Source organism: Flavobacterium sp. T50_26 (assembly GCF_057652995.1).
The window spans coordinates 1-21,524 of sequence record NZ_JBYFCC010000034.1 but is presented as its reverse complement, the minus strand read 5'-3'; the positions used below and the strand labels follow the sequence as shown (position 1 = coordinate 21,524).

Genomic DNA, 21,524 nt, shown 5'->3' with positions numbered 1-21,524 from the left:
GGACTATTCACTAAAGACTAATCACTATTCTTCTCCCATTTCTTCCTCTCGGTGATGTAATAAATTAATGGAACAACTATTAAAGTTAAGAGTGTCGATACAATCGCTCCGGCAACTAACGAAATAGCTAATCCTTGAAAAATCGGGTCAAATAAAATAATCGATGCTCCAATTACAACGGCTCCGGTGGTTAGCAAAATTGGTGTGGTTCTAACAGCTCCAGCTTCAATAATGGCTTGTTTTAATTCGATTCCGTCGTTTAATCTAATTTCGATGAAGTCGATTAACAAAACGGAATTTCGAACCATTACTCCAGCTAAAGCAATCATTCCTATAAAGGATGTGGCTGTGAAGAAAGCTCCCAACAACCAGTGACCTAACACAATTCCTACCAACGAAAGCGGAATGGCTAACATCATCACAATGGGTGTTTTGAAGTTTTGGAACCAACCCACAATTAACATATAAATTACCAAAATTACGACTAAGAAAGCCACGCCTAAATCACGGAAAACTTCTAAGGTAATTTGCCATTCACCATCCCATTTTACAGTAAAATTACTTTCGTCTGAAGGCTGCTCCATGTATAATTCATTTACAGAATAGCCTTTTGGTAAATTCATTTTTTGAAGTTTTTCTTCCATTCCTAAAATGGCATACACCGGACTTTCTAAATCACCCGCCATGTCTGCGGTGACATAAACAACCCGTTTTTGATCTTTGCGATAGATAGTGTTTTGTAAGGTATTCTCCTCTACTCTCACCAAATCACTCACCGGAACCACATTGCCTTGTGCCCCTTTAATTTTCAAGTTTTGAATATCTTGCAACGACGTTTTGTCTTGGTCGTCAAGCGATAATACAATGCCCACCGGATTATTAGAACGTTCGTCATACAAATTGGAAATAGGCATCTCTCGTAACAAATAGGTTAAATTACCCACCACTTGCTGCGGAGCAATTCCGTTTAACATGGCCTTTTCTTTGTCCACTTCCAATTTATATTCGGTTTGTGCGTCTTCTACCATCCAATCGATATCCACAATATCAGTAGTATTTTCTAAAATTGTTTTTACTTGGTGAGCTACTTTAATTTGCTCTTTGTAATCAGGTCCGTAAATTTCAGCCACCAAAGTAGAAAGCACCGGTGGTCCGGGTGGAACTTCAATAATCTTTACATTCGCAGCATATTTTTTGGCAATTTTTTGTACTTCCGGACGAACGATTTTGGCAATGTCATGGCTTTGTAAATCACGGTCTTCTTTGTGTAATAAATTTACTTGAATATCGGCCATATTGCTTCCGCCACGTAAATCGTAATGACGTACCAATCCGTTAAAAGTAATAGGTGCAGAAGCTCCAATATAATTTTGATAATCTACAACTTCCGGAACGGTTGACAAGTACTGAGCAATTTCTTTAGTTACGGCAGCAGTTCGTTCTAATGTTGTTCCTTCCGGCATATCAATCACCACTTGAAACTCATTTTTATTATCAAACGGCAACATTTTCACGGCTACCGATCTGGTGAAAAACATCAATACCGAACCAATTAGCAATACTGTCGTTATTCCCAACATGACCATTCTTTTCTTAGAACTATCTAAAAACGGACGTTCTAATTTATTGTAAATTCTATAAATTCGAGAAGTTTCTAAACCTTGTTCTTCTTTGTGTTCTTGTTCGTCTTTTTCTCGAAGTAAATGATAACCTAAATAAGGTGTAACCGTTAACGCAACAAACAACGATAAAATCATGGCAATGGAAGCTCCAATCGGCATCGGACTCATATAAGGTCCCATCATTCCGGATACAAAAGCCATCGGAAGAATCGCTGCAATTACAGTGAATGTAGCTAAAATGGTTGGATTTCCTACTTCATTTATCGCATAAATGGCAGCTTGTTTAAATGGTAATCGCTTCATTTTGAAATGCCGGTGCATGTTTTCGGCGATGATGATACTGTCGTCTACCACAATTCCCACCACAAAAACAAGGGCAAAAAGCGTAATTCTATTCAACGTATAACCTAATAAATAATAACTGAATAAAGTCAGTGCAAAGGTCAACGGAACAGAAAAGAAAACCACTAATCCGCCTCTCCAACCCATCGCTAACATCACTAAAATGGTAACCGCTAAGATGGCAACACCTAAATGCAACAACAACTCGCCTACTTTGTGTGAAGCCGTTTCTCCATAATTTCGGGTAACTTCCACATGTACATCATCGGGAATTAAGTTGGTTTTAAGTTGTTCAACATGTTCAATGATTTTATCTGATATTTTCATTGCATCTGCACCCTTTACTTTTCCAACAGAAATAGTAACAGCGGGATATTCGCTTGGTTTGGCGGAAAACTTTTCATTCGCTTTTCCATACCCAAAAGAAACATAACTTCTTGCTGTGGAAGGTCCGTCTTGAATAAATGCCACTTGTTTTAAATAAACCGGCATATTTTGATTAATACCAACTACCAAATTTTCAACATCTTCGGCATTGGATAAAAATTTTCCGGTGGTAATTAAATATTCCGTGTCGTTTTGCACAAAGCTTCCCGACTGCGAAGAACCGTTGTTGGCTTGAATCATTTGCATAATTCCCAACGCATCCACTTTGTTTTCGGCCATTTTGTCTTTGTCTAAAACCACTTTCAACTCACGGGTTCGTCCGCCAATTTCTTTGGTAATGGCAACATCTTTTACTTTTTCAATTTCGGAAGTGACTTCTTCTGCCAATTGTCGAATTTGAAAATCATCATATTTTTCACTCCACAACGTTAATCCCAACATCGGAACATCATCGATTGAGCGGGTTTTTACCATTGGTTTATAAACGCCTTGCGGAAAAATATGTTCGTGTTTGGCTAATTCATCATACAATTTCACATAGGAACGCTCAATGTCTTCGCCAACATAAAACTGAACAATAATCATGGCTTGACCATTCATCGCCATGCTGTGCAAATGTTCAACGCCTTTAATGTTTGATAAAACTTTTTCCAACGGTTTAATGACACGGCTTTCTACTTCTGACGGTGTTGCTCCCGGATAACCAATCATTACATCGGCCATTGGAACATTAATTTGTGGTTCTTCTTCTCTTGGAATTAAGAACGAACTGTATACGCCAATCACCATCAAAGCTACCATCAATAGAATGGTTAGTTTGGAATTGATAAAGAAATTGGCAATTTTGCCTGAGATACCTTCTTGCATGTTGTTTTATTTTTGTTTCAAGTTTAAGGTTTCAAGTTTTTGTTAACTGAAAACTACGACTGAAAACTGTTTTCTATTTACTGAACACTCACTTTTGCTCCGTTGAATAATTTCCCTTCTGCTGAAACGATATAGGGTTCTTTGGAAGATAATCCGGAAAGTATTTCTACTTTGTCGCCGTAGGTTTTTCCGATGCGTAACCATCTCAAAATGGCTGTATTGTTGGCAACTGTATAAATTCCGGTAAGCTGACCTTGTTTTACTAATGCCGATTCGGGAACTAAAACTTGTTCTGAAGCTTCATTTGTATTCTCTACTTTTTCAATTGGAAATTGCACGTTGACAAACATTCCGGAAAGAATGGTTTTATCCATTTCATCTAAATTGACTTTCACTAAATATTGTCCGCCGGTGTTTTTGGCTGATAAACTCACTTCCGACACTTTTCCTGCCACTTTTTTATTCATTGATTTGATGATAATGGAAACCGACATTCCTTGTTTTATTTTAGAAATATCCGTTTCAGAAACCATGGCAGTGACTTGTAATTTTCCGGAACCTTCCACACTCACTAACGGCATTCCCGGATTGGCCATGTCTCCTTCTTTGATGAATGTATTGGTTACAATTCCGCTAAAAGGAGCTGTAATGTTGGCATAATTAAATTGAGCCATGACTTCATTACGCATTTGTTTGGCACCTTCTAAACCGGCTTTTGCCATTTCAAAACGAGCGGTCATGTCATCTAATTCTTTTTGAGAAGCACTTTGTTGAGCAAACAAGTTTACAAAACGATCGTAATCTTTTTTGGCATTGTTATAACCCGCAGTTGCTTGTAAAATAGAAGCATCCACTTGTGCTTTTTTGGCTTGTAAATCGGTATTATTAATGCTTACTAATAATTGACCTGCACCTACTTTTTGTCCTACTTTCACATGAACTTTGGTCACATAACCCATCATTCGAGTGCTGACATTGGCACTGTTTTCGGCTTCAATTTTACCGCTTGCTGTTACAAATGGACTGGATGTATTTTCAACTAAACCATTTACTTTTACTGCAATGGCAGGTAATGTTTTGACTTCATTTTGGTCGCTTCCGCAGGAAAATAAGATGATTGCTGAAAAAATAAGTAGAGATTTTATTTTGATATTCATAAGATTTTGATTTAGTATATTGATTTATTGAATGCTATTATTTAGTTAAAAATTCCAGATACATTTTGGTGAAATTGTATTCAAAAACCGCTTGTAAGTATTCCAATTCCTTTTGAGCCGTTTGTGTTTCTGTCATCAATAAATCGGAAGTTTTTTCTAAACCTTGACCAAAACGATTTTGACGAATTCTGAAACTTTCTTGTGTTTGTTCAAATGCCATTTTGGAAAGTGCTACTTTGTTTTGAGCATCAGCCAATTGGCGGTTGGTTTTATTGAGTTCTAATTGACTTTGTTTTTTGTATTGTTCGGCTTCGGTTGTTGCTTTTTGAAATTCAACTTTTGACTTTTCAAATTTTCCGATGGATTTGTAACCGTCAAATAAATTCCAAGACAACTGTGCTCCGACTGTGTATCCGTTTGCTCCAAATTGAAAGATTTCGGTGTCGTATAATTCATACGTTCCAAAAGCATTTAATCGTGGTAAAAAACTCATTCTGCCAGAAGTCATCATATTTTTATAAGCTTCCGTAGATTTTTCCATCGCTAAAAAATCTTTTCTTGATGTTGATAATTCAGCAGTTTGCAATAAAGGATTGATTTCACTTTCTAAATTTTCAACTGGTTTATAAATGCCTCCTTTAGTATCTTCATTCAACAAAAAAGCTAAATAATCGGATGCATTTCGCACATTACTTTTAGCATAGGCTAATTGATTGGCAATTTCATTCACACGCACTTGTACATCTAATAAATCTGTTTTTTGAAGCATTCCTTGTCTGAAATAATTGTTGACCAAATTCAAATTGGCTTGTGAAGTAGAATTCGCTTTTTCTAAAACCTCAACTGCTTTATACGCTAATTGAAGTTGCATAAATGCTTTGTTAACTTCCAATTCTAAATATTCTTTGGTGCGTTCGGTTTGCAATTGATAGGCTTCCATTTTTGACTTTGCGGCTTTTCTTTCAAATATACCATCGGCATTAAAAATAGGTTGAAGTACTTCAATTTTGGTTGCATAATTCTGCACTTGACTTGGATCATTCAACAAAGCCGGATTAAAATCGGCTTGCGTTAAAATCTCTTGGTTTAATTTTGAGCCAAAAGCCATCAATGGATTATTGGTAGAAATTGCCGTATGAGAAGCAGAAATACTCGGCAAAAAAAGTGCATTCGATTGACGGTAATCCGAACGAGCCGATTCAAACGTTTGATTTGAAATTTTGAGTTGCAAGTTTTGTTCTGTCAATTTGGTTGATAAATCGGTTTTGGATAGTTGTAAAGTATCTTGACCAAATGCGGATAAAGCAAGCAGCATCACCCCAATTGTTAGACTATTTTTTAATTGTTTCATAGAATTATTTCTTATTTATGACGCAAAATTAAGTCGACAAAAACGGGTGTGCAGTAACATTTGTTACTGTGTAACTTTTGTTACATTAGCAAGCATGATAATTTTAATTTTTGTTAAAAACTGATAAACATGATTAAAATCATATTCTACTCTTTTTACAAAAAGCATCTTTGTGACTTTATATTAAAAACCACAATTTAATGACAACGCAATCTCCAACACATACATTTCACATTCCGGTAATGGGATTAGCCTTTACTATTGATAGTCCAATTCGTGTGGCTCAATACGGAATTGATTCCGTTATTTCTATAGCAGATGATGAATTAATTGAAAAAATGAATGCCTTTTATGCAGAAAAATTTCAAATTCCTTATCAAGAGATTTCGAAAAAAATGCATGATTACCGTGCCAAACGAATTACATCCTATTTGAATTTGGTAGATGTTATTGTGAAAGAAAAATTTGAACATTACAAAACAGAATTAGCTCAAAGCAAAACTAGTTTAGAACATTTTATTGCAATGTTACCAAGCAAATCTGCATTAAAAAACAAATTAGATACTTTTTTATCTGAAGGAATTTCTTGTCCAACACAGCTGAAAAACTTTTTAGAAAAAAATTTATTTCACGGAAAAATCGACGTAAATATAATGACCAAATTGGATAAAGATAATTATGATGGAAAGGAACAATTGCCGCTTGAATTTAACGATGCTCATGCTGCTTTGAGAGGATTTGCCAACAGCTCTGTTGAATCTTCTCTTGTTCTTTCTGCCGGAATGAATCCGAGATTATTTAGCTATATGGAACAGTTTGATGTATTTTTTCCATCGTTGGAAGGAAAACTGAAAAAGAAAATTGTTTTAAAAGTAAGTGATTATCGTTCAGCTTTAATTCAAGGAAATTTGTTAGCAAAAAAAGGAATTTGGGTTTCTGAATATCGAATAGAATCCGGGTTGAATTGTGGCGGACATGCTTTTGCAACGGATGGATTTTTGCTGGGTCCGATTTTGGAAGAATTCAAACAAAAAAAATTAGAATTAATTCAGTCAACCTCCGATTTGCTCAATAAAGCTCTCTTGGCAAAGGAAAAAGTAGTACCGGAAAGACCACTGCCATTAAAAATTACGGTTCAAGGAGGCGTTGGAACAGGCGAAGAACATCAATTTTTGCTGGATTATTATCAAGTAGATTCCGTTGGTTGGGGTTCGCCTTTTTTATTGGTTCCCGAAGCTACTTCTGTAGATCAGGAAACGCGTGATTTATTGGCAAATGCCGAAGAATCTGATTTCTATTTAAGTAACATTTCGCCTTTAGGTGTTCCTTTTAACACTTTGAAAGGAACAACAAACGACTTTTTTAAAACACAAAGAATCATTGCAGAAAAAGCAGGAAGTTCATGTCCTAAAAAGTTTTTGGCCTTGAGTAAAGAATATGATCCAACCGGAAGTTGTACTGCTTCTAAAAAATACCAGGATATCAAATTAGATGAATTGAATAAACGTAAAAATGAAATTTCTGTAGAGCAATTTCAAAAAGAATTCAACCAAATTACTGAAAAATCCTGTCTTTGTGTTGGTTTGGCCAATGCCGGTTATTTAGATTTAGGAATACCAATTAAAGGTCAGTCGCAAGGCGTTGTGATTTGTCCGGGGCCAAACTTAGCCTATTTTGACAAGGAAGTGTCTTTATTTCAAATGATGCAACATATTTATGGAAAAACTAACGAATTAGCAACTGCAAACCGGCCACACTTTTTCATCAAAGAACTTTCGTTATATGTAGATTATTTTAAAAAGGAAATCAATGTTTTGGAAGAAGCTTCTGCTCAACAACTCAAAAAAATAAATCAATTTAAAATGAATTTGTTGGAAGGAATAGCTTATTACAAAACCCTATTTGATAATTCAAATTATTTTAATCTCTTAAAAAATAAAATCAATATACAATTAAACGAGATTGAAAATGATTTAAAATCTTAGTAAAATCAAGCAAATTGTTCATATTCAATGCTTTGATATTGACAAGAATGTTCTAAAATCAGCATGGCAACATCCAACATATTTTCGAGCTCACAACATTCTTTGCAGCGGTTGTAGTAGCCTAAACATTCCATTAAATCAGAATGAATTTTATGTAGATTTGATAAAACAATTTGCTTGCTTTCATAAGAATTGGTAAGCAAACTAAAAGTCATCCAGTTTTTAACTTGTAGATTAAAATCTTTTAATATAGCGGGTGCAATAAATTCCGGTTTATGGTTATGTGAATGTTCATAATACAAAACATCATTGTTTTCGTCATGAGCAATAACTTCGGCTACATTGTGAGAAAAAACCAATGCTTCTATTAATGAATTAGAAGCCAAACGATTAGCACCATGCAATCCTGTGCAAGAACATTCGCCTAAAGCATATAGATTTTTGAGTGAAGTTTGCCCATTATCGTTCACTTCAATTCCGCCACATTGATAATGTGCTGCCGGTACAATCGGAATTAAATCGGTTTTATAATCAAAATTCTTTTCTTTAAGATGAGAATAAATGGTTGGAAAACGCTTTTCAAAACCTTTATTTTCCAAATGACGAAGATCTAAAAACACATTTTCTTCGTTTGAAACAATCATTTCTGTTGCAATTGCTTTGGAGACAATATCTCGCGTAGCCAATTCTCCTCTGGCATCATAGTGGTATAAAAATCTTTCTTCTTTATAGTTAACCACATGAGCACCAAATCCTCGTAAAGCTTCGGAAATAAGAAACAAATTGCCATTCTTTTTTTCAAATAAAGCTGTAGGATGAAATTGAACATATTGCATATCTTTTACAGAAACTCCTGCTCTTAGTGCCATTGCAACTCCGTCTCCTGTAGCATTTTCAGGGTTGGAAGTATAGTTAAAAATGTGTCCCGAACCACCTGTTGCCAAAACAATATGCGGAGCATAAACTGCCGAAAATTGGTTGTTTCTATCGAAAAAAGTGAGTCCTACTGCTCTTTCTGTATTATAAATATTCTCTTTGATAATATCCACCGCCAACGCATTATCTATGATTTCTATAGAAGGATGAGATTTGATTTTATTCCACAAAACTTCCTGAATATGCCAACCCGTTTTGTCTTTATAATGAACCACTCGTTGATGACTATGCCCACCTTCTAACGCTAAATCTAATTTTCCTTTGCGGTCTGCATCAAATTCTGCTCCCCATTTAATGAGTTCTTGAAGTCGTTGCGGAGCTTGTTTTATGACCATTTCAACAATTTCCGGATTACATTTTCCTTGACCTGCTGCTAATGTGTCTTGAATATGCTCTTCATAACTATCGATTAGTCGATCACAAACTACTGCTAATCCGCCTTGTGCTAATGAAGTATTGGTGGCACACGGATCACCTTTGGCCAATAAAACAATTTTTAGAGCCTTATTTTTTTCAATTAAATGAAGAGCCAATGAAAGTCCGGCTATACCGGTACCAACGATAATTACATCACTTTTTTTCATAACCTTAGCATTGAAGCATTTTTTCTATGGGAATTCGAGCTTTGTTAACCAAATTACTATCTAATTTTACTTCCGGAAATTCATTAAGCAAACAATTATAAATTTTTTCTAACGTATTCATTTTCATAAAAGCACATTCGCTGCAAGCACAGGAATTATCTTCTTTTGATGGTGCAGGAATTAATGTTTTGCGAGGAACTTCTTGTTGCATTTTGTGCAGAATTCCGTTTTCAGTAGCTATAATAAATTTTATTTCCGGTGAAGATTTAATATAATTAATCATTCCTGAAGTAGAACCAATATAGTGAGCCGTTTTTAAAATATGAGTTTCCGATTCAGGGTGAGCGACAATCACTGCATCAGGATTTTTTTGATATAAATCGATCAATTTTTCTAGCGAAAAAGCTTCGTGAACCACGCAGGAACCATTCCATAAAACCATGTCTCTTCCTGTTTCTTTGATAAGATAATTGCCAAGATTTTTATCTGGTGCAAACACAATTTTATCTTCTTTTGGAATAGAATTAATTACTTTAACTGCATTTGAAGATGTGCAAACATAATCGCTCATGGTCTTTATTTCGGCAGAACAATTAATGTATGTAACCACTTTATGATTTGGATAATCCTTTAAAAATTCTCGAAATTTATCCGGCGGACACCCATCTGCTAGTGAACAACCGGCATTTACGTCAGGAACTAAAACTTTTTTATTAAAATTTAAAATCTTTGCTGTTTCTGCCATAAAATAAACACCGGCAAACACAATAATTTCAGCTTCTGTTTCTGCTGCTTTTCGCGAAAGTTCTAAACTATCTCCAACAAAATCTGCTATTTCTTGAATTTCAGGTAACTGATAATAATGTGCTAAAATCACAGCTTTTTTTTGTTTTTTTAGCTTGATTATTTTTTGTAGAAGTAGTATTTTTTTGTCAATTATAATCGGACTTATTTGTCTCATTAAAAATCAATTTTTTTTAAATTCTTAAAAAAGTTTCTTTCGTATCTAATCCATCAATTAAATTGGCTAATGAAGTGCTATCTAAAGCTAGTTTCAATTGTTCTCTAATAGGTTTATATTGATGATGAAAAGGACAAGGTTTTACTTCAGAACAATCATTTAACCCCAAACTACAACGCTTGTAAACCGCATCGCCGTCTATTGCTAAAACAATATCGCCTAACTTTATTTTTGTGAGCTTTTCACGAGGAACATAAAATCCACCGCCGTTTCCTTTACTGGAATCTACCAATTGATTTTTGGCTAATTTTTGAAGGATTTTAGCTGTAAACGATTCCGGAGAATCAATTTTTCGAGCAATTTCTCGCAAACTGATTCGGTTGCCTTGTTGGGTTTCCGCCGCAATAATAATGGTTGCCCGAACGGCATATTCACAAGTTTTAGACAGCATTTTTTATTTCAAAAATAACGATATTTCTACAATTCTTAAGCAAATTTATAAACAACTCACGTTGCATAGTATGATTTTAATCATGTTAACGCATACAAACCTTAATTTTTGCAGTAGATAAATGTTTATAATCAATTGAACTTGAATACTGAAGTGGTGCCAAGGTGATAGAATTGTTTCTAAAATGTTGCAAAAAATAGCTTCCCTTGTACCCGTTATTTTCTAAAATATGAATCATTTCTGCTATATCATTTTCCAATAACAAATCGGAATGAATAGTTGTTCGCACTTCATAAGGGACTGAATTCTTTTGAATTAGAGATAAACATTCAAAAAAATGGTGATAAAAATTGGCTTTGGTTATTGCTTTTGTTTTCTGTTTGGTAGCTTTAAAATCAAGAGCGATATAATCAATAAAATTGAGTTTTAAAGCTTCATTTAATCGATGAGGCATGCTTCCATTTGTGTCAACTTTTACCAAAAAACCCATTGCTTTAATGGCTCGTAATAAATCGAGCGATTCTTTGTGCAACAAACATTCGCCACCACTAAAAACAACGGCATCTAATAATTTTTTTCGTTTGGCTAAAAAATCCAATGTTTCGGGAATGGAAAATACAGCTTTCCCGAAAACAATTTCCGGATTATAGCAATAACTACATTTCATGTTGCAACCGGCAAACCATAGAATACAGGCTGTTTTATCCGGATAGTCCAATAACGTGAAAGGTGTTATGCTGTGAATTATTTTTTTAGCATTTGCATTCATTAAAATGAGTTCGTTGTTTGTGTTCTCCTTTTTTCCCGATATTGAAACTTTCGACAGGACGATGATAGCCCATTACTCGCGTATACACTAAGCATTTGGTTCGCAAATCATTGTGTTGTTCTAAAGTGGAATTAATTGTTTGTGTTTTCATGTTTTTCTAATTTTAATTTTTCTATAAGTTGTTCATCACATTTTGGACAATATTCATGTTCACCGTTTAAATAACCATGAACAGGGCAAACACTAAAAACCGGAGTTACTGTAATGTAGGGTAATTTGAAATTGGTTATTACTTTTTTCACAAAATTTCTGCAAGCTTCTGGTGTACTTATTTTTTCATTCATATATAAATGTAAAACCGTTCCGCCTGTATATTTGCATTGCAATTGGTCTTGCATTAATAAAGCCTCAAAAGGATCTTCGGTAAAATCTACTGGAATTTGAGAACTGTTGGTATAGTAAATATTTTCGCCCTCACCTGCTTGAATAATATCATCATAACGTTTTTTGTCTTCTTTTGCAAAACGATACGTTGTTCCTTCTGCCGGAGTAGCTTCCAAATTGTATAAATTTCCGGTTTCTTCTTGAAATTCTTTCATTCGATTGCGAATGTGTTCTAAAATTTCAGACGCCATTTCCATTCCGAATGAGGAGGTAATGTCTTTTTTCCCTTTCGTAAAATTGAGAATCATTTCGTTGATTCCATTAACGCCAATGGTTGAAAAATGATTTCTAAAATGAGGCAAATACCTTTTAGTATACGGATATAATCCTCGATCATACATGTCTTGCACAAACACTCGCTTTTTTTCTAAAGTGGATTTCGCCAATTCCATCAAATAATCAACCTGACGATAAAGATCACTTTTATTTTCTGCGTATAAATAGCCCAATCGAGCCATATTGATGGTTACTACGCCAATGCTTCCGGTCATTTCGGCACTGCCAAATAAACCATTTCCACGTTTGAGTAATTCACGCAAGTCGAGTTGCAAACGACAACACATGCTTCTCACAGCGTTGGGTTTATAAGCGTCTGGGTTTTCAACTTTTTCACCATTTTCATCATAAATATATTGACTCCCAATAAAATTCTGAAAATAGGACGAACCAATTTTAGCCGTATTTTCAAAAAGAATATCGGTGTTCTCGCCATACCAATCAAATTCTTCGGTAATGTTTACAGTTGGAATTGGAAATGTAAAAGGTTGTCCGTTGGCATCTCCTTCGGTCATAACCGTATAATAGGCTTTGTTGATGAGATTCATTTCGGGTTGAAAATGCTCATAGCGAAGTTCTAATGGCGATTCTACTCCTCTACTTTTTGCTCGGTTTAAAAACTCATCCGATTTTATTGTTGAAAATAAATGCTCATTATTTCGGGTTGGAATTTGCACTTTTAAATCATCCGGAACTACCCAATCGAGTGTGATGTTGGTGAATGGCGATTGTCCCCAACGGGCCGGAACATTAAGATTATAAACAAAACTTCGAACCGCTTTTAGCACCTCATCAAAACTCAAATTATCTTTAAAAACATATGGAGCTAAATAGGTATCAAATGAACTAAAAGCCTGTGCTCCTGCCCATTCGCTTTGCAAAATACCTAAAAAATTAGCCATTTGACCCAATGCTTCCCGAAAATGATTTGGTGGTCTGCTTTCTACTCTTCCGCGAACACCATTAAAACCATCATTTAACAAAACCCGCAAACTCCAACCCGCACAATAACCTGTTAAGCAATCTAAATCATGAATGTGATAATCGCCATTGCGGTGTGCAAAACCTTCTTCTTTAGAATACACTTTGTCTAGCCAATAGTTTGCAATAATTTTCCCTGCTACGTTATTTACCAAACCGGCGTTTGAATAGGATGTGTTTGCGTTGGCATTAATTCGCCAATCGGTTTGCGAAATATATTCTTCTATGGTTTGCGTGCTATCCACATAAGTCGTATCTTCATTTAACCCCAAAATATGCTCACGTTGCATTTTTCGGGTGTGCCGATAGACCATAAACGATTTCATTACAGAAAAATAGTTCATATTAAACAGCACTTTTTCAATACTATCTTGAATTTCTTCAACCGCCCATGTTTCTTTAGTGTCTAATTGTTTCATCACTTCTTCTACCACTAACGGATTAAAGATTTGCGATTCACTTTGGAATGCTTTTTCGATTGCTTGTTCAATTTTAAATAATTCAAATGGCCGAAAAATTCCATTTCTTTTGATAACATATTTTTCCATACAACTTGTTTTTGAAGAATTAATGTGAAGATTGATTGTTCAAATTTAATTCAAATAAGACTTTTTTATCCTGTTTAAAAATTAAGAAATCAACAAATTAAAAAGTCAAATTGTTGATAAGTGGAATAAGCGATTGATTTAAAAGAGGATAAATAAAAAAGGACACTTTATTATAAAAAGTGTCCTCCATTCAACCAATAAAAATTATTTCAACCTCAAGAAATAATCTACGTTCGCGTACCGCCATGACCACCGGCTACAATTTTTAAAATTCTAATATTTAAATAGAAGAATTTGAAAAACTGCAAAAATGGATTTTGCATTTTACGTTTTTGGGAATTTGATATTCTTTGCATAATATTTTTTTTTTATCAGGAACTAACTTTTTTTAGAATGTTATTCAGGAATCAACCACCAAAAAGGTTTCATTTTTGCTTTGTAAAGAAAGGCGTAATGAAGTGAAAGTTTTACCCAATGTCCGGCCAAACCTATGTCACCAAATGTTTTCTTTATATCTCTACCGCCTGTTTCGCTATATTTTTTATAATCGGGAACAATTGGATAGGTTGTTATACTTACGCCGCTACCTTGGGTTAATCCACATCCGGCAGAGGCAATGCAAGCAGCACCCATATTTCCTAATGAGCCTTTGTGGTGCAGTGATTCTTTACCTAGTTTAATAGAATCGATAATATTATCAGCCACTAATTTTGCTGTAATTCCCGAAGGCATTCCTGTTCTTGGTGGTGATGGAAAAATCTCTGTTCCGTTTTTACTTTTTCTTGGTTTTGAAATTGAATGTGGTGGAGCAAAAGCAATTCCGGGTGCGAAGATGTTTTTATAACTTGGGTTTTGATAAGTTTCCGGCCAATCTTGAACGGTCCATTCTTCATAGGGTTTTGGGGTATAATCTGCATCAACGACCATAAAACCTCGAAATAATTTTTCGGTAATATTTTGTCCAACTTTATCAAAAGCTTGAAATCCGTGACCAGAAAAAGACGGAATCAACATAGCAAAATCGAACGTTTCTGTTTTGAACTCGCCTTCTAAATTTTCGTAATGCACGAGTCCGTCTTCCACTTTGTTAACGGCTGCACCTAAAATCCATTTGATTCCTCTGTCTTCAAAAATCATTTCGATCATATCTTTCGATTTAATATTGAAACCGTTGTACTCCATGAGCATACCATCCATACCAAAATCACCCAATTCATATTCGTTGGAAATCCAAGTAATTTCTGCTTTATTGCGAACACCAAATTTTTGCAATTCTTTTTCTACATTCAAAATATATTCAAAGGCTGCACCTTGACATGTTGCTTTTCCATGCCCTGTTCCGATTAGAATTTTGGCTTTTTTATCCGACTTTTTTAATTGATTTATGAGTTTATGAAGAGCTTCTGAAGCGTGCTCAGCATGATCATACGTGCAAACAGAATATACTTTGTTGGTTGCCGGTTGTAAGCCTTCGGTTAACTCAAAAGCTAATTTGGGTCCGGTGGCATTTATTAAGTAATCGTAAGTCACTTTTTCTTGTTTGCCGAGACTTTCGCCATAGACTCCTTCTACTAAAATAAATGGTTTTGTTTCTGAAGCATCACCTTCCGGATGAAAAGAGACGGCTTTGGCTTGTTTGTAACCAATTCCTTTTCGTTTGTAAAGAGGTTCGAGCGGAAAAATGACTTCTTTTGATTTCATTCTGCCAATTCCTACCCAAATATTGGAAGGCACCCATTGGTAATTTCGATTGGGAGAAACGACCACTACTTCATGCTGTTTTGATAATTTTCTACGTAAATGAGCCGCTGCCGTATGTCCGGCAATTCCTGCTCCTAAAACTACAATTTTTGCCATTTTTTCTGAAATATTATACTAAAGTAAAATGAATCAAGATGATAGAAAGCAACAAATGTTACATAGAATAAATATTTAAAAAACCGATAACTAAAAATCGGTGATCAGACTTTCAATTATCGGTTTAAAAAAAACAATCTACTTGTTAATTTGGCCCTCTTCTATTTTTACCTTTTCTCCATCCGTTCCATTTTGGAAAACCTTTATCGTTTCTTAGTTCTAAAATATAATCTCCTTTTTCTATTGTTTTAGCAATAATAGCAGGTTTGTTTTCATAAGTAACTTTTGAACCATGTACAGTAATTGCATCACCAATTGCAAAATGCACATCTTGATTATCTAAAAACCAATCAGGACCGAGATGCACAGAAATAAGTTCACTTTTTACCGTTTTCATAGTTAAATGAATTCCTGTAGACATTCCTTTTTCTGGAATTATTTTTTCAACCTTTTCAACCTTACCCTTTATCTCGATAACAGTAGCCGTATTGTAAAGCCTGTTATAATTTGTATTTGTGCACCAACCACCACTTCCTCGTTGAGCCAATCCTAAAAAAGGCAACAACAAAAAGAATAAAACCCATGTTTGAATTTTAAAATTTTTCATGATAATAATAATTTAAATTTGTGAATATTCACATTAATAAAATTACTATTTCAAGACAGTTCTAAACATGATAAATATCATTCTTAACAACTCATTAACAATAAATTACAAGAATAAAATTTAGTAAATTCTCTATTCATTTATGAAATAAAACTTCTAAATAATATACTATTTTTTATAATTTATAAGCTATAAATCGAACCACACTTGCTCTTCCTTGATGATATTTTCCTTCGTTTAAATCTATAATTTCAGTTGAAAGAAATTCAAATTTTAAACCTGAAAATTCATCTTTTACTTCTTCTTCAGAAAAAAGCATCACACTATTTTTTGGACCTCCGGAAGTAAATTGCAGTTGTTCTTTGCCGAATGCTTCAAAAAGAATGATTCCGCCTGGTTTTACTAAATGCATCAATTGTTTATGAAAATCTTTCCTTATTTCGCTTGGCAAATGAGCATAAATCAAAATAATTCCGTTAAAACTATTTTCCAAATAAGGAAGTTGCTCTAAAGTACCTACTTGATAATTTATTGTTATATTACATTGTTTTGCTAAGGCATCTGCTTTTTCTTTTCCTGATTTGCTAATGTCAAACGCTTCAACTTCAAAACCATTTTGAGCGGCAAAAACAGCATTTCTTCCTTCGCCTTCTGCCGGAAAAAGTAATTTTCCTTTTTTAATTTTGAATAAATTCTGCTTTAAAAAATCGTTGGGATTACAACCGTAGGCAAAATTAGGTTCGCTGTAACGCTCATTCCAAAATTCTTTCATTTCTTTTTATCAAAAGTTATACTCCAAATACCACGCACTTCGTTTTCATTATATCCAAATGCTAAATCATTCGGATATAATTTCAAAATTTGACGTTGTACTTCGAGTTTAATTTGTTTTCCATGGCATTGCAAACACATGGTATTAGTTTCAATCGAATAATAAAACTGAATTTTATCATCTTTTTCGATCACAACCGGCTTTATTTCTTGCTTTGAAACTAATTCTTTTTTAAATTGAGCTATGTAATGCAATTCCTCTGAATTTGCAATATTTTTTGGATTTCTGTTTTTGTCTGAAACACGTTTTATCGAAGCATTATATTTGGTTGACATACTATCTGTTAAAGGAATTGCCTGACTATTGCAAAATGCCAACGCTTCTAAAGTGCCTTTTTGCTGAATAGCTTCCATTAAATTTTTACCTAAGACTTTTTTGGTTTCCAAGGCATATTCTAATCCTATGTTGGCATAGGTTTTTTCATTTTCAATGTCTTCGGATTTTTTACCTGATTGTTTCCAATTTTCATTACCATGGCCTTCCCAATGTGCTTTAAACCATTCGGGTTCTTCAATTTGATAATCAAACATAAAGGCCGCAATTTTTTCAATACTACCTGCAGGAAAAGCTTGCTTTGGCATTAATCCATGTTTTCTAACTGCTCCAAACATCAATGCTTTATCTTCTGTGGGATTGGTTACAAACGCTGTAACATTTTCAATAAATTCATCTCTGTTGTAACCCTCTCGATCAATGTATCTTGCTTTTATTGCAACCATTGGTGGAGCGATTCTTCCTTGATTTTCTGCTGCAATTGGATTATGACATAAATAACAATGGGTTTCCATTAATTTTTTACCTTCTAACACATCCACTTCTGTAATTGAATTATTTTCAATAGTTTTTAAATCTTCCTTTTTTTGACAGGAAATAATCACTATTAAAAATAAAAAATAGCCTACTTTTTTCATGATATCATTATTTAGTTTTTTTCTCTTTTACAAATAAATTAAAAAGCAAACCACCCAGTAAACTGCCATACAAAGTGCTATTTAGCGGTTTTGAAGTTATAGAACATGTTCCTGAAAGACAGCCAACATAATGATAATATAAATATCCGGCTACTGCTCCGATTAAAACACCAATTCCGGTGATTATTAATCCTTTTTTCTTGCTATTTTCCATTTGTGATAATTACTACATGAAATCAATTTTAATAAATTGATTCGTAACTTCTACAAAGTTATTACAAGTAATTGTGATGAAGTGTAACCAATGTTACGATGAGAAAATGAATAATGATAATTTAAAGTTCGTTTAAAAAATTAAATTACACCTAAAATTTCATCCATCACCCAATTGGTTTGAGCCGCAGATTTTGCGAGTGAAGGATGAGTTGAAGCACCTACTAAATGATCTCTCATATTTTGCACATGATAAAGTTGAATGTTTTCAGGATGATCGATAAACACTTCTTTTGTGCCACTTTGATTAGTAAGTAAAAGTGGAACCTCATCAAAAACAGCAAACTCAATTTTACCTTTACTACCGATAATTTCAACTTTATCTTTTCGTTCAAAACTACCAAAATTCCATGTTCCTGAGCCGGTGACACCCGATTCATGCTGCCAATTGGCAACAATAGCATCTTTAGCAGAATATAATTTCTGTTGGTTTAAACTTATTCCATTAACTGAAGTTATTTCTCCAAAATAATAAGCAAACAAATCGAGTCCGTGACTGGCTAAATCTTCAAAATAGCCGCCGGGAGCAATTTTTGCATCAGTTCGCCAATTGTAGGTTTTGGCTAAATCAATAGGAGAAGGAGTTTTACTTAAATACCAACTAATATGTCGTATTTCACCAATTTCGCCTTCATCTACCCATTGCTTAATTTGATTAAACCGTGGCAACGATCTTCTGTAATAAGCCACAAATACAGGCAAATCTTTTTCTTCAAAAGCGTTTAAAATTTCTTGACATTCCAGATAATTTACGGCCATAGGTTTTTCGATGCAACATATTTTTCCGGCTTGTGCTACTTTTAAAGCATAAAATTTATGTGTGTCGGGTGGCGTAGCAATATAAATTGCATCAATTTCGGGATGATTAATCAACTCATCTGCATTGGAAAAATAATACGGAACGTTGTGTCGAAGTGCATAATCTTTTGCTTTTTCTGCATCTCTTCGCATGACGGCAAACAGCTCAAAACCGTCTGTTTTAGAATATGCAGGTCCGCTTTTTCGTTCGGTTACATCTCCGCAACCAATAATTCCCCATTTAATTGATTTCATTTTATTATAAATATATTGACTTATGCAAGTTAAGTTAAAATATCAACTCATCAAAAACTCCTACTTTACAAAAATAGTAGGACATTATCATTAATAAGTCAAAAATAAGTTAATCCTTATAACAATAGTCTGATTTTTTGAATACTTTTGCAATCGAAAATTAATAATCATAAAATGAAAAAAATAGTTGTTTTACTTATTACTGCTTCTTTGTTTGTGGCTTGTAATAAATTGGAAGATAATGAATTTGTTATTAGCGGAACTGCCGACGGAATATCGGATGGAAAACTTGCTATATTAGAAACTTTGGATGAAAGTGGTATGGGATTAAAACCAACTGACACTGCCATTATCAAAAACGGTAAGTTTGAGTTTAAAGGAACTTCAACAGAACCTGAATTGCGATTTATTCAATTAGACAGTGTTCAAGGTAAGATTGCTTTTATTCTAGAAAATGGTGAAATTAGCATTAAAGCTTTTAAAGATAGCATCAACAAATCTGTTATTGGTGGAACGTTCAACAATGAGCAATTTGCTGTTTATAACAAAGAACAAAATGTAATTCAGAAAAAAATTGCGGATTACAGAACAGAAAATAAAGTGAAAATGGAAACAGCCATGCAAACAAATGACACAGTTACTGTGAATAGTTTGAGAGATGGTTTTTTGAAATTGAATGATGAATTTAAAGACTACAATGTTAAATTTGCAGAAAATAATCCGAAAGCATTTATCAGTGTTTTAATGATTCAAAATATGTTGATGCAACCTGATTCAGATTTTGAAAAACTTGAAAAAACATTTAACAACTTAGATAAATCTGTAAAAGAAACAAAACCGGGTAAAAATGTAGGCGAAATAATTTCTAACAGAAGTTCTGCTGAAGTAGGAAAAATGGCTCCTGATTTTTCTGCTCCAAATCCGGAAGGAAAAATGGTTTCGTTAAAAGAATCATTAGGAAAAGTAACAATCATTGATTTTTGGGCTTCTTGGTGTGGACCATGTCGTAAAGAAAATCCAAATGTAGTAGCTTTATACAATGAACTTCACGAAAAAGGATTAAACATTATCGGAGTTTCTTTGGATAAAGAAGGTGATGCTCAAAAATGGCAAGATGCTATTGCGGCTGATAAATTAACTTGGCCACAAGTTTCTAATTTAAAGTATTGGAATGATCCAGTAGCAAAAAAATATAATGTTCAAAGTATTCCTGCAACATTTATTTTAGATGCTACAGGAAAAATTGTTGCAAGAGATTTAAGAGGTGAAGAATTAAAAGCTAAAGTAATTGAATTACTAGGTTCTTAATTTTAGTAAAATAGAAGTAATGAAAAATCCCCAAATTGGGGATTTTTTTATTTCACTCATTCCCAAACGCTTATCAATTTATTGAAAATAATAACAAAAAAAGGTTTGCACAATGTAAAAACAATTCTATATTTGCAACCGCATAATGCAGGGGGGAGATACTCAAGCGGCCAACGAGGGCGGACTGTAAATCCGCTGATTACATCTTCGCAGGTTCGAATCCTGCTCTCCCCACAAAACAAAAACTCCCGATACGTCAAAAGCTCGCTTTTGTAAGTATTGGGAGTTTTTGTTTTGGGAAAGGTTTCCTCTACTCAGGCTCACCGAAGGTAATCCTCTGTCGCTAGCCCATAATTTCATCTGAAAAACTAAGAAACCTTACCACAAATTCAAATGAAAATAAAGCTCGCTTTTGTAAGTGTCGGGGATTTTTGTTTTGGGTAAGGTTTCCCCCACTCAGGCTCACCGAAGGTAATCCTTTGTCGCTAGCAGATAATTTCATCTGAAAAACTAAGAAACCTTACCACAAAATTAATTGATAAGTATTGGAGTTTTTATTTTTGGCAAAAAAAGCCCACGGTTTAAACCGTGGGCTATTGCTGGCTTACCGAAGGTAATCCTTTATTTTGACCAATCATTTATTAAATTTACATAATAATTTGTTAGTTCAGAAGCCTCTCCGTTTTCTGTTAGACTTTCAAACTCAAGATCTAAAAGCAAATCAATAATTTCTTCGATAACATTTTCTTCAAGTTCTATTTTAAAAAAGCTAGTTTTTAAATCATCTTTCTTATTATGTTTCTCAGGTTTTTTTAATTTGTTATTGTTTAAAATATTCAAAAGATTATTAGAAATTTCGATTTTTCCCGCTTTGGTCAGTTCTCTAATTGTATTAGTAATAGTTAGATAATTCAGAGATTTCATATTCAAGAATAATTGATTTTATAATTAACGTGAGTTCGATATAATTTCACTAAAAAAGTTGTACAAAAAAGCAAAAGTTAGTATATTTAAAGTGCTTA

The 21,524-nt window shown here is 34.0% G+C and carries 18 protein-coding genes and 1 tRNA gene; 3 read left to right on the top strand and 16 right to left on the bottom strand.

The genetic code is table 11. The annotated features are described in order from the left end of the window. Positions 1 to 17 precede the first annotated feature (17 nt). From AC23MC_RS15430 to AC23MC_RS15420, 3 genes are all read right to left on the bottom strand, one after another. A complete protein-coding gene (locus AC23MC_RS15430) occupies positions 18 to 3,218 on the bottom strand; it encodes an efflux RND transporter permease subunit (protein WP_487569241.1) in 3,201 nt (1,066 codons plus the stop codon). A gap of 77 nt (positions 3,219 to 3,295) precedes the next feature. Continuing rightward, positions 3,296 to 4,375 carry an efflux RND transporter periplasmic adaptor subunit gene (locus AC23MC_RS15425; protein WP_487569240.1) on the bottom strand — a complete coding sequence of 360 codons (1,080 nt, stop codon included), beginning with the start codon at positions 4,373 to 4,375 and terminating at the stop codon, positions 3,296 to 3,298. Between the two features lie 37 nt (positions 4,376 to 4,412). Continuing rightward, entirely contained in the window at positions 4,413 to 5,726 is a 1,314-nt protein-coding gene (locus AC23MC_RS15420; protein WP_487569239.1) for a TolC family protein, read from the bottom strand. A gap of 200 nt (positions 5,727 to 5,926) precedes the next feature. Between AC23MC_RS15420 and AC23MC_RS15415 the strand changes: the two genes are divergently transcribed. Continuing rightward, positions 5,927 to 7,711 (top strand): hypothetical protein, encoded by a 1,785-nt coding sequence (locus tag AC23MC_RS15415; RefSeq protein ID WP_487569238.1) that lies wholly within the window; start codon positions 5,927 to 5,929, stop codon positions 7,709 to 7,711. Positions 7,712 to 7,716: 5 nt separating this feature from the next. Here AC23MC_RS15415 and nadB read toward each other — a convergent pair whose 3' ends face one another. The 12 genes from nadB to AC23MC_RS15355 form a co-directional block, all read right to left on the bottom strand. After that, positions 7,717 to 9,231 (bottom strand): L-aspartate oxidase, encoded by a 1,515-nt coding sequence (nadB, locus tag AC23MC_RS15410; RefSeq protein ID WP_487569237.1) that lies wholly within the window; start codon positions 9,229 to 9,231, stop codon positions 7,717 to 7,719. Positions 9,232 to 9,235: 4 nt separating this feature from the next. After that, entirely contained in the window at positions 9,236 to 10,192 is a 957-nt protein-coding gene (gene nadA, locus AC23MC_RS15405) for a quinolinate synthase NadA (protein ID WP_487569236.1), read from the bottom strand. A gap of 16 nt (positions 10,193 to 10,208) precedes the next feature. Continuing rightward, positions 10,209 to 10,643, bottom strand: a complete 435-nt coding sequence (locus AC23MC_RS15400; RefSeq protein WP_487569235.1) for an RrF2 family transcriptional regulator — start codon at positions 10,641 to 10,643, stop codon at positions 10,209 to 10,211. An 85-nt stretch (positions 10,644 to 10,728) separates the two neighbouring features. After that, entirely contained in the window at positions 10,729 to 11,412 is a 684-nt protein-coding gene (locus tag AC23MC_RS15395) for an anaerobic ribonucleoside-triphosphate reductase activating protein (RefSeq protein WP_487569234.1), read from the bottom strand. Further along, complete coding sequence (nrdD, locus tag AC23MC_RS15390) at positions 11,396 to 11,563, bottom strand: anaerobic ribonucleoside-triphosphate reductase (RefSeq protein ID WP_256466597.1); 168 nt, start codon at positions 11,561 to 11,563, stop codon at positions 11,396 to 11,398. Before nrdD ends, AC23MC_RS15395 begins: the two co-directional genes overlap by 17 nt. Then, positions 11,544 to 13,661 (bottom strand): ribonucleoside triphosphate reductase, encoded by a 2,118-nt coding sequence (locus tag AC23MC_RS15385; RefSeq protein WP_487569233.1) that lies wholly within the window; start codon positions 13,659 to 13,661, stop codon positions 11,544 to 11,546. Before AC23MC_RS15385 ends, nrdD begins: the two co-directional genes overlap by 20 nt. Positions 13,662 to 14,057: 396 nt before the next feature. Next, a complete protein-coding gene (locus tag AC23MC_RS15380) occupies positions 14,058 to 15,518 on the bottom strand; it encodes an NAD(P)/FAD-dependent oxidoreductase (protein ID WP_487569232.1) in 1,461 nt (486 codons plus the stop codon). A gap of 145 nt (positions 15,519 to 15,663) precedes the next feature. Beyond that, positions 15,664 to 16,125, bottom strand: a complete 462-nt coding sequence (locus AC23MC_RS15375; RefSeq protein ID WP_487569231.1) for a MamS/MamX family magnetosome protein — start codon at positions 16,123 to 16,125, stop codon at positions 15,664 to 15,666. A gap of 175 nt (positions 16,126 to 16,300) precedes the next feature. Next, a complete protein-coding gene (locus tag AC23MC_RS15370; protein ID WP_487569230.1) occupies positions 16,301 to 16,897 on the bottom strand; it encodes a class I SAM-dependent methyltransferase in 597 nt (198 codons plus the stop codon). Then, entirely contained in the window at positions 16,894 to 17,868 is a 975-nt protein-coding gene (locus AC23MC_RS15365) for a c-type heme family protein (RefSeq protein ID WP_487569229.1), read from the bottom strand. Before AC23MC_RS15365 ends, AC23MC_RS15370 begins: the two co-directional genes overlap by 4 nt. Positions 17,869 to 17,875: 7 nt before the next feature. Further along, positions 17,876 to 18,082: a DUF6132 family protein gene (locus AC23MC_RS15360; RefSeq protein ID WP_487569228.1), complete on the bottom strand. Its 207-nt coding sequence runs from the start codon at positions 18,080 to 18,082 to the stop codon at positions 17,876 to 17,878. A 140-nt stretch (positions 18,083 to 18,222) separates the two neighbouring features. Continuing rightward, on the bottom strand, positions 18,223 to 19,194 hold the full coding sequence (locus tag AC23MC_RS15355; protein ID WP_487569227.1) for a Gfo/Idh/MocA family protein: 972 nt from the start codon (positions 19,192 to 19,194) through the stop codon (positions 18,223 to 18,225). Positions 19,195 to 19,368: 174 nt separating this feature from the next. On the opposite strand from AC23MC_RS15355, the gene AC23MC_RS15350 reads away from it, so the two are divergent. Together AC23MC_RS15350 and AC23MC_RS15345 are read left to right on the top strand one after the other, a co-directional pair. Beyond that, complete coding sequence (locus tag AC23MC_RS15350) at positions 19,369 to 20,502, top strand: redoxin domain-containing protein (RefSeq protein WP_487569226.1); 1,134 nt, start codon at positions 19,369 to 19,371, stop codon at positions 20,500 to 20,502. 152 nt (positions 20,503 to 20,654) lie between these two features. Further along, positions 20,655 to 20,736, top strand: a tRNA-Tyr gene (locus AC23MC_RS15345). Between the two features lie 387 nt (positions 20,737 to 21,123). On the opposite strand, the gene AC23MC_RS15340 is transcribed toward AC23MC_RS15345, so the two are convergent. Next, positions 21,124 to 21,426: a hypothetical protein gene (locus AC23MC_RS15340; protein WP_487570653.1), complete on the bottom strand. Its 303-nt coding sequence runs from the start codon at positions 21,424 to 21,426 to the stop codon at positions 21,124 to 21,126. Positions 21,427 to 21,524: the final 98 nt, after the last annotated feature.

Bases quoted from the DNA above. Each gene is read 5' to 3' on its own strand.
- AC23MC_RS15385 (WP_487569233.1), bottom strand. From the start codon at position 13,661: ATGGAAAAATATGTTATCAAAAGAAATGGAATTTTTCGGCCATTTGAA.
- AC23MC_RS15400 (WP_487569235.1), bottom strand. From the start codon at position 10,643: ATGCTGTCTAAAACTTGTGAATATGCCGTTCGGGCAACCATTATTATT.
- AC23MC_RS15375 (WP_487569231.1), bottom strand. From the start codon at position 16,125: ATGAAAAATTTTAAAATTCAAACATGGGTTTTATTCTTTTTGTTGTTG.
- AC23MC_RS15425 (WP_487569240.1), bottom strand. From the start codon at position 4,375: ATGAATATCAAAATAAAATCTCTACTTATTTTTTCAGCAATCATCTTA.
- AC23MC_RS15340 (WP_487570653.1), bottom strand. From the start codon at position 21,426: ATGAAATCTCTGAATTATCTAACTATTACTAATACAATTAGAGAACTG.
- AC23MC_RS15415 (WP_487569238.1), top strand. From the start codon at position 5,927: ATGACAACGCAATCTCCAACACATACATTTCACATTCCGGTAATGGGA.
- nadB (WP_487569237.1), bottom strand. From the start codon at position 9,231: ATGAAAAAAAGTGATGTAATTATCGTTGGTACCGGTATAGCCGGACTT.
- AC23MC_RS15360 (WP_487569228.1), bottom strand. From the start codon at position 18,082: ATGGAAAATAGCAAGAAAAAAGGATTAATAATCACCGGAATTGGTGTT.
- AC23MC_RS15430 (WP_487569241.1), bottom strand. From the start codon at position 3,218: ATGCAAGAAGGTATCTCAGGCAAAATTGCCAATTTCTTTATCAATTCC.
- AC23MC_RS15380 (WP_487569232.1), bottom strand. From the start codon at position 15,518: ATGGCAAAAATTGTAGTTTTAGGAGCAGGAATTGCCGGACATACGGCA.
- AC23MC_RS15420 (WP_487569239.1), bottom strand. From the start codon at position 5,726: ATGAAACAATTAAAAAATAGTCTAACAATTGGGGTGATGCTGCTTGCT.
- AC23MC_RS15395 (WP_487569234.1), bottom strand. From the start codon at position 11,412: ATGAATGCAAATGCTAAAAAAATAATTCACAGCATAACACCTTTCACG.
- AC23MC_RS15350 (WP_487569226.1), top strand. From the start codon at position 19,369: ATGAAAAAAATAGTTGTTTTACTTATTACTGCTTCTTTGTTTGTGGCT.
- AC23MC_RS15355 (WP_487569227.1), bottom strand. From the start codon at position 19,194: ATGAAATCAATTAAATGGGGAATTATTGGTTGCGGAGATGTAACCGAA.
- AC23MC_RS15365 (WP_487569229.1), bottom strand. From the start codon at position 17,868: ATGAAAAAAGTAGGCTATTTTTTATTTTTAATAGTGATTATTTCCTGT.
- nrdD (WP_256466597.1), bottom strand. From the start codon at position 11,563: ATGAAAACACAAACAATTAATTCCACTTTAGAACAACACAATGATTTG.
- nadA (WP_487569236.1), bottom strand. From the start codon at position 10,192: ATGAGACAAATAAGTCCGATTATAATTGACAAAAAAATACTACTTCTA.
- AC23MC_RS15370 (WP_487569230.1), bottom strand. From the start codon at position 16,897: ATGAAAGAATTTTGGAATGAGCGTTACAGCGAACCTAATTTTGCCTAC.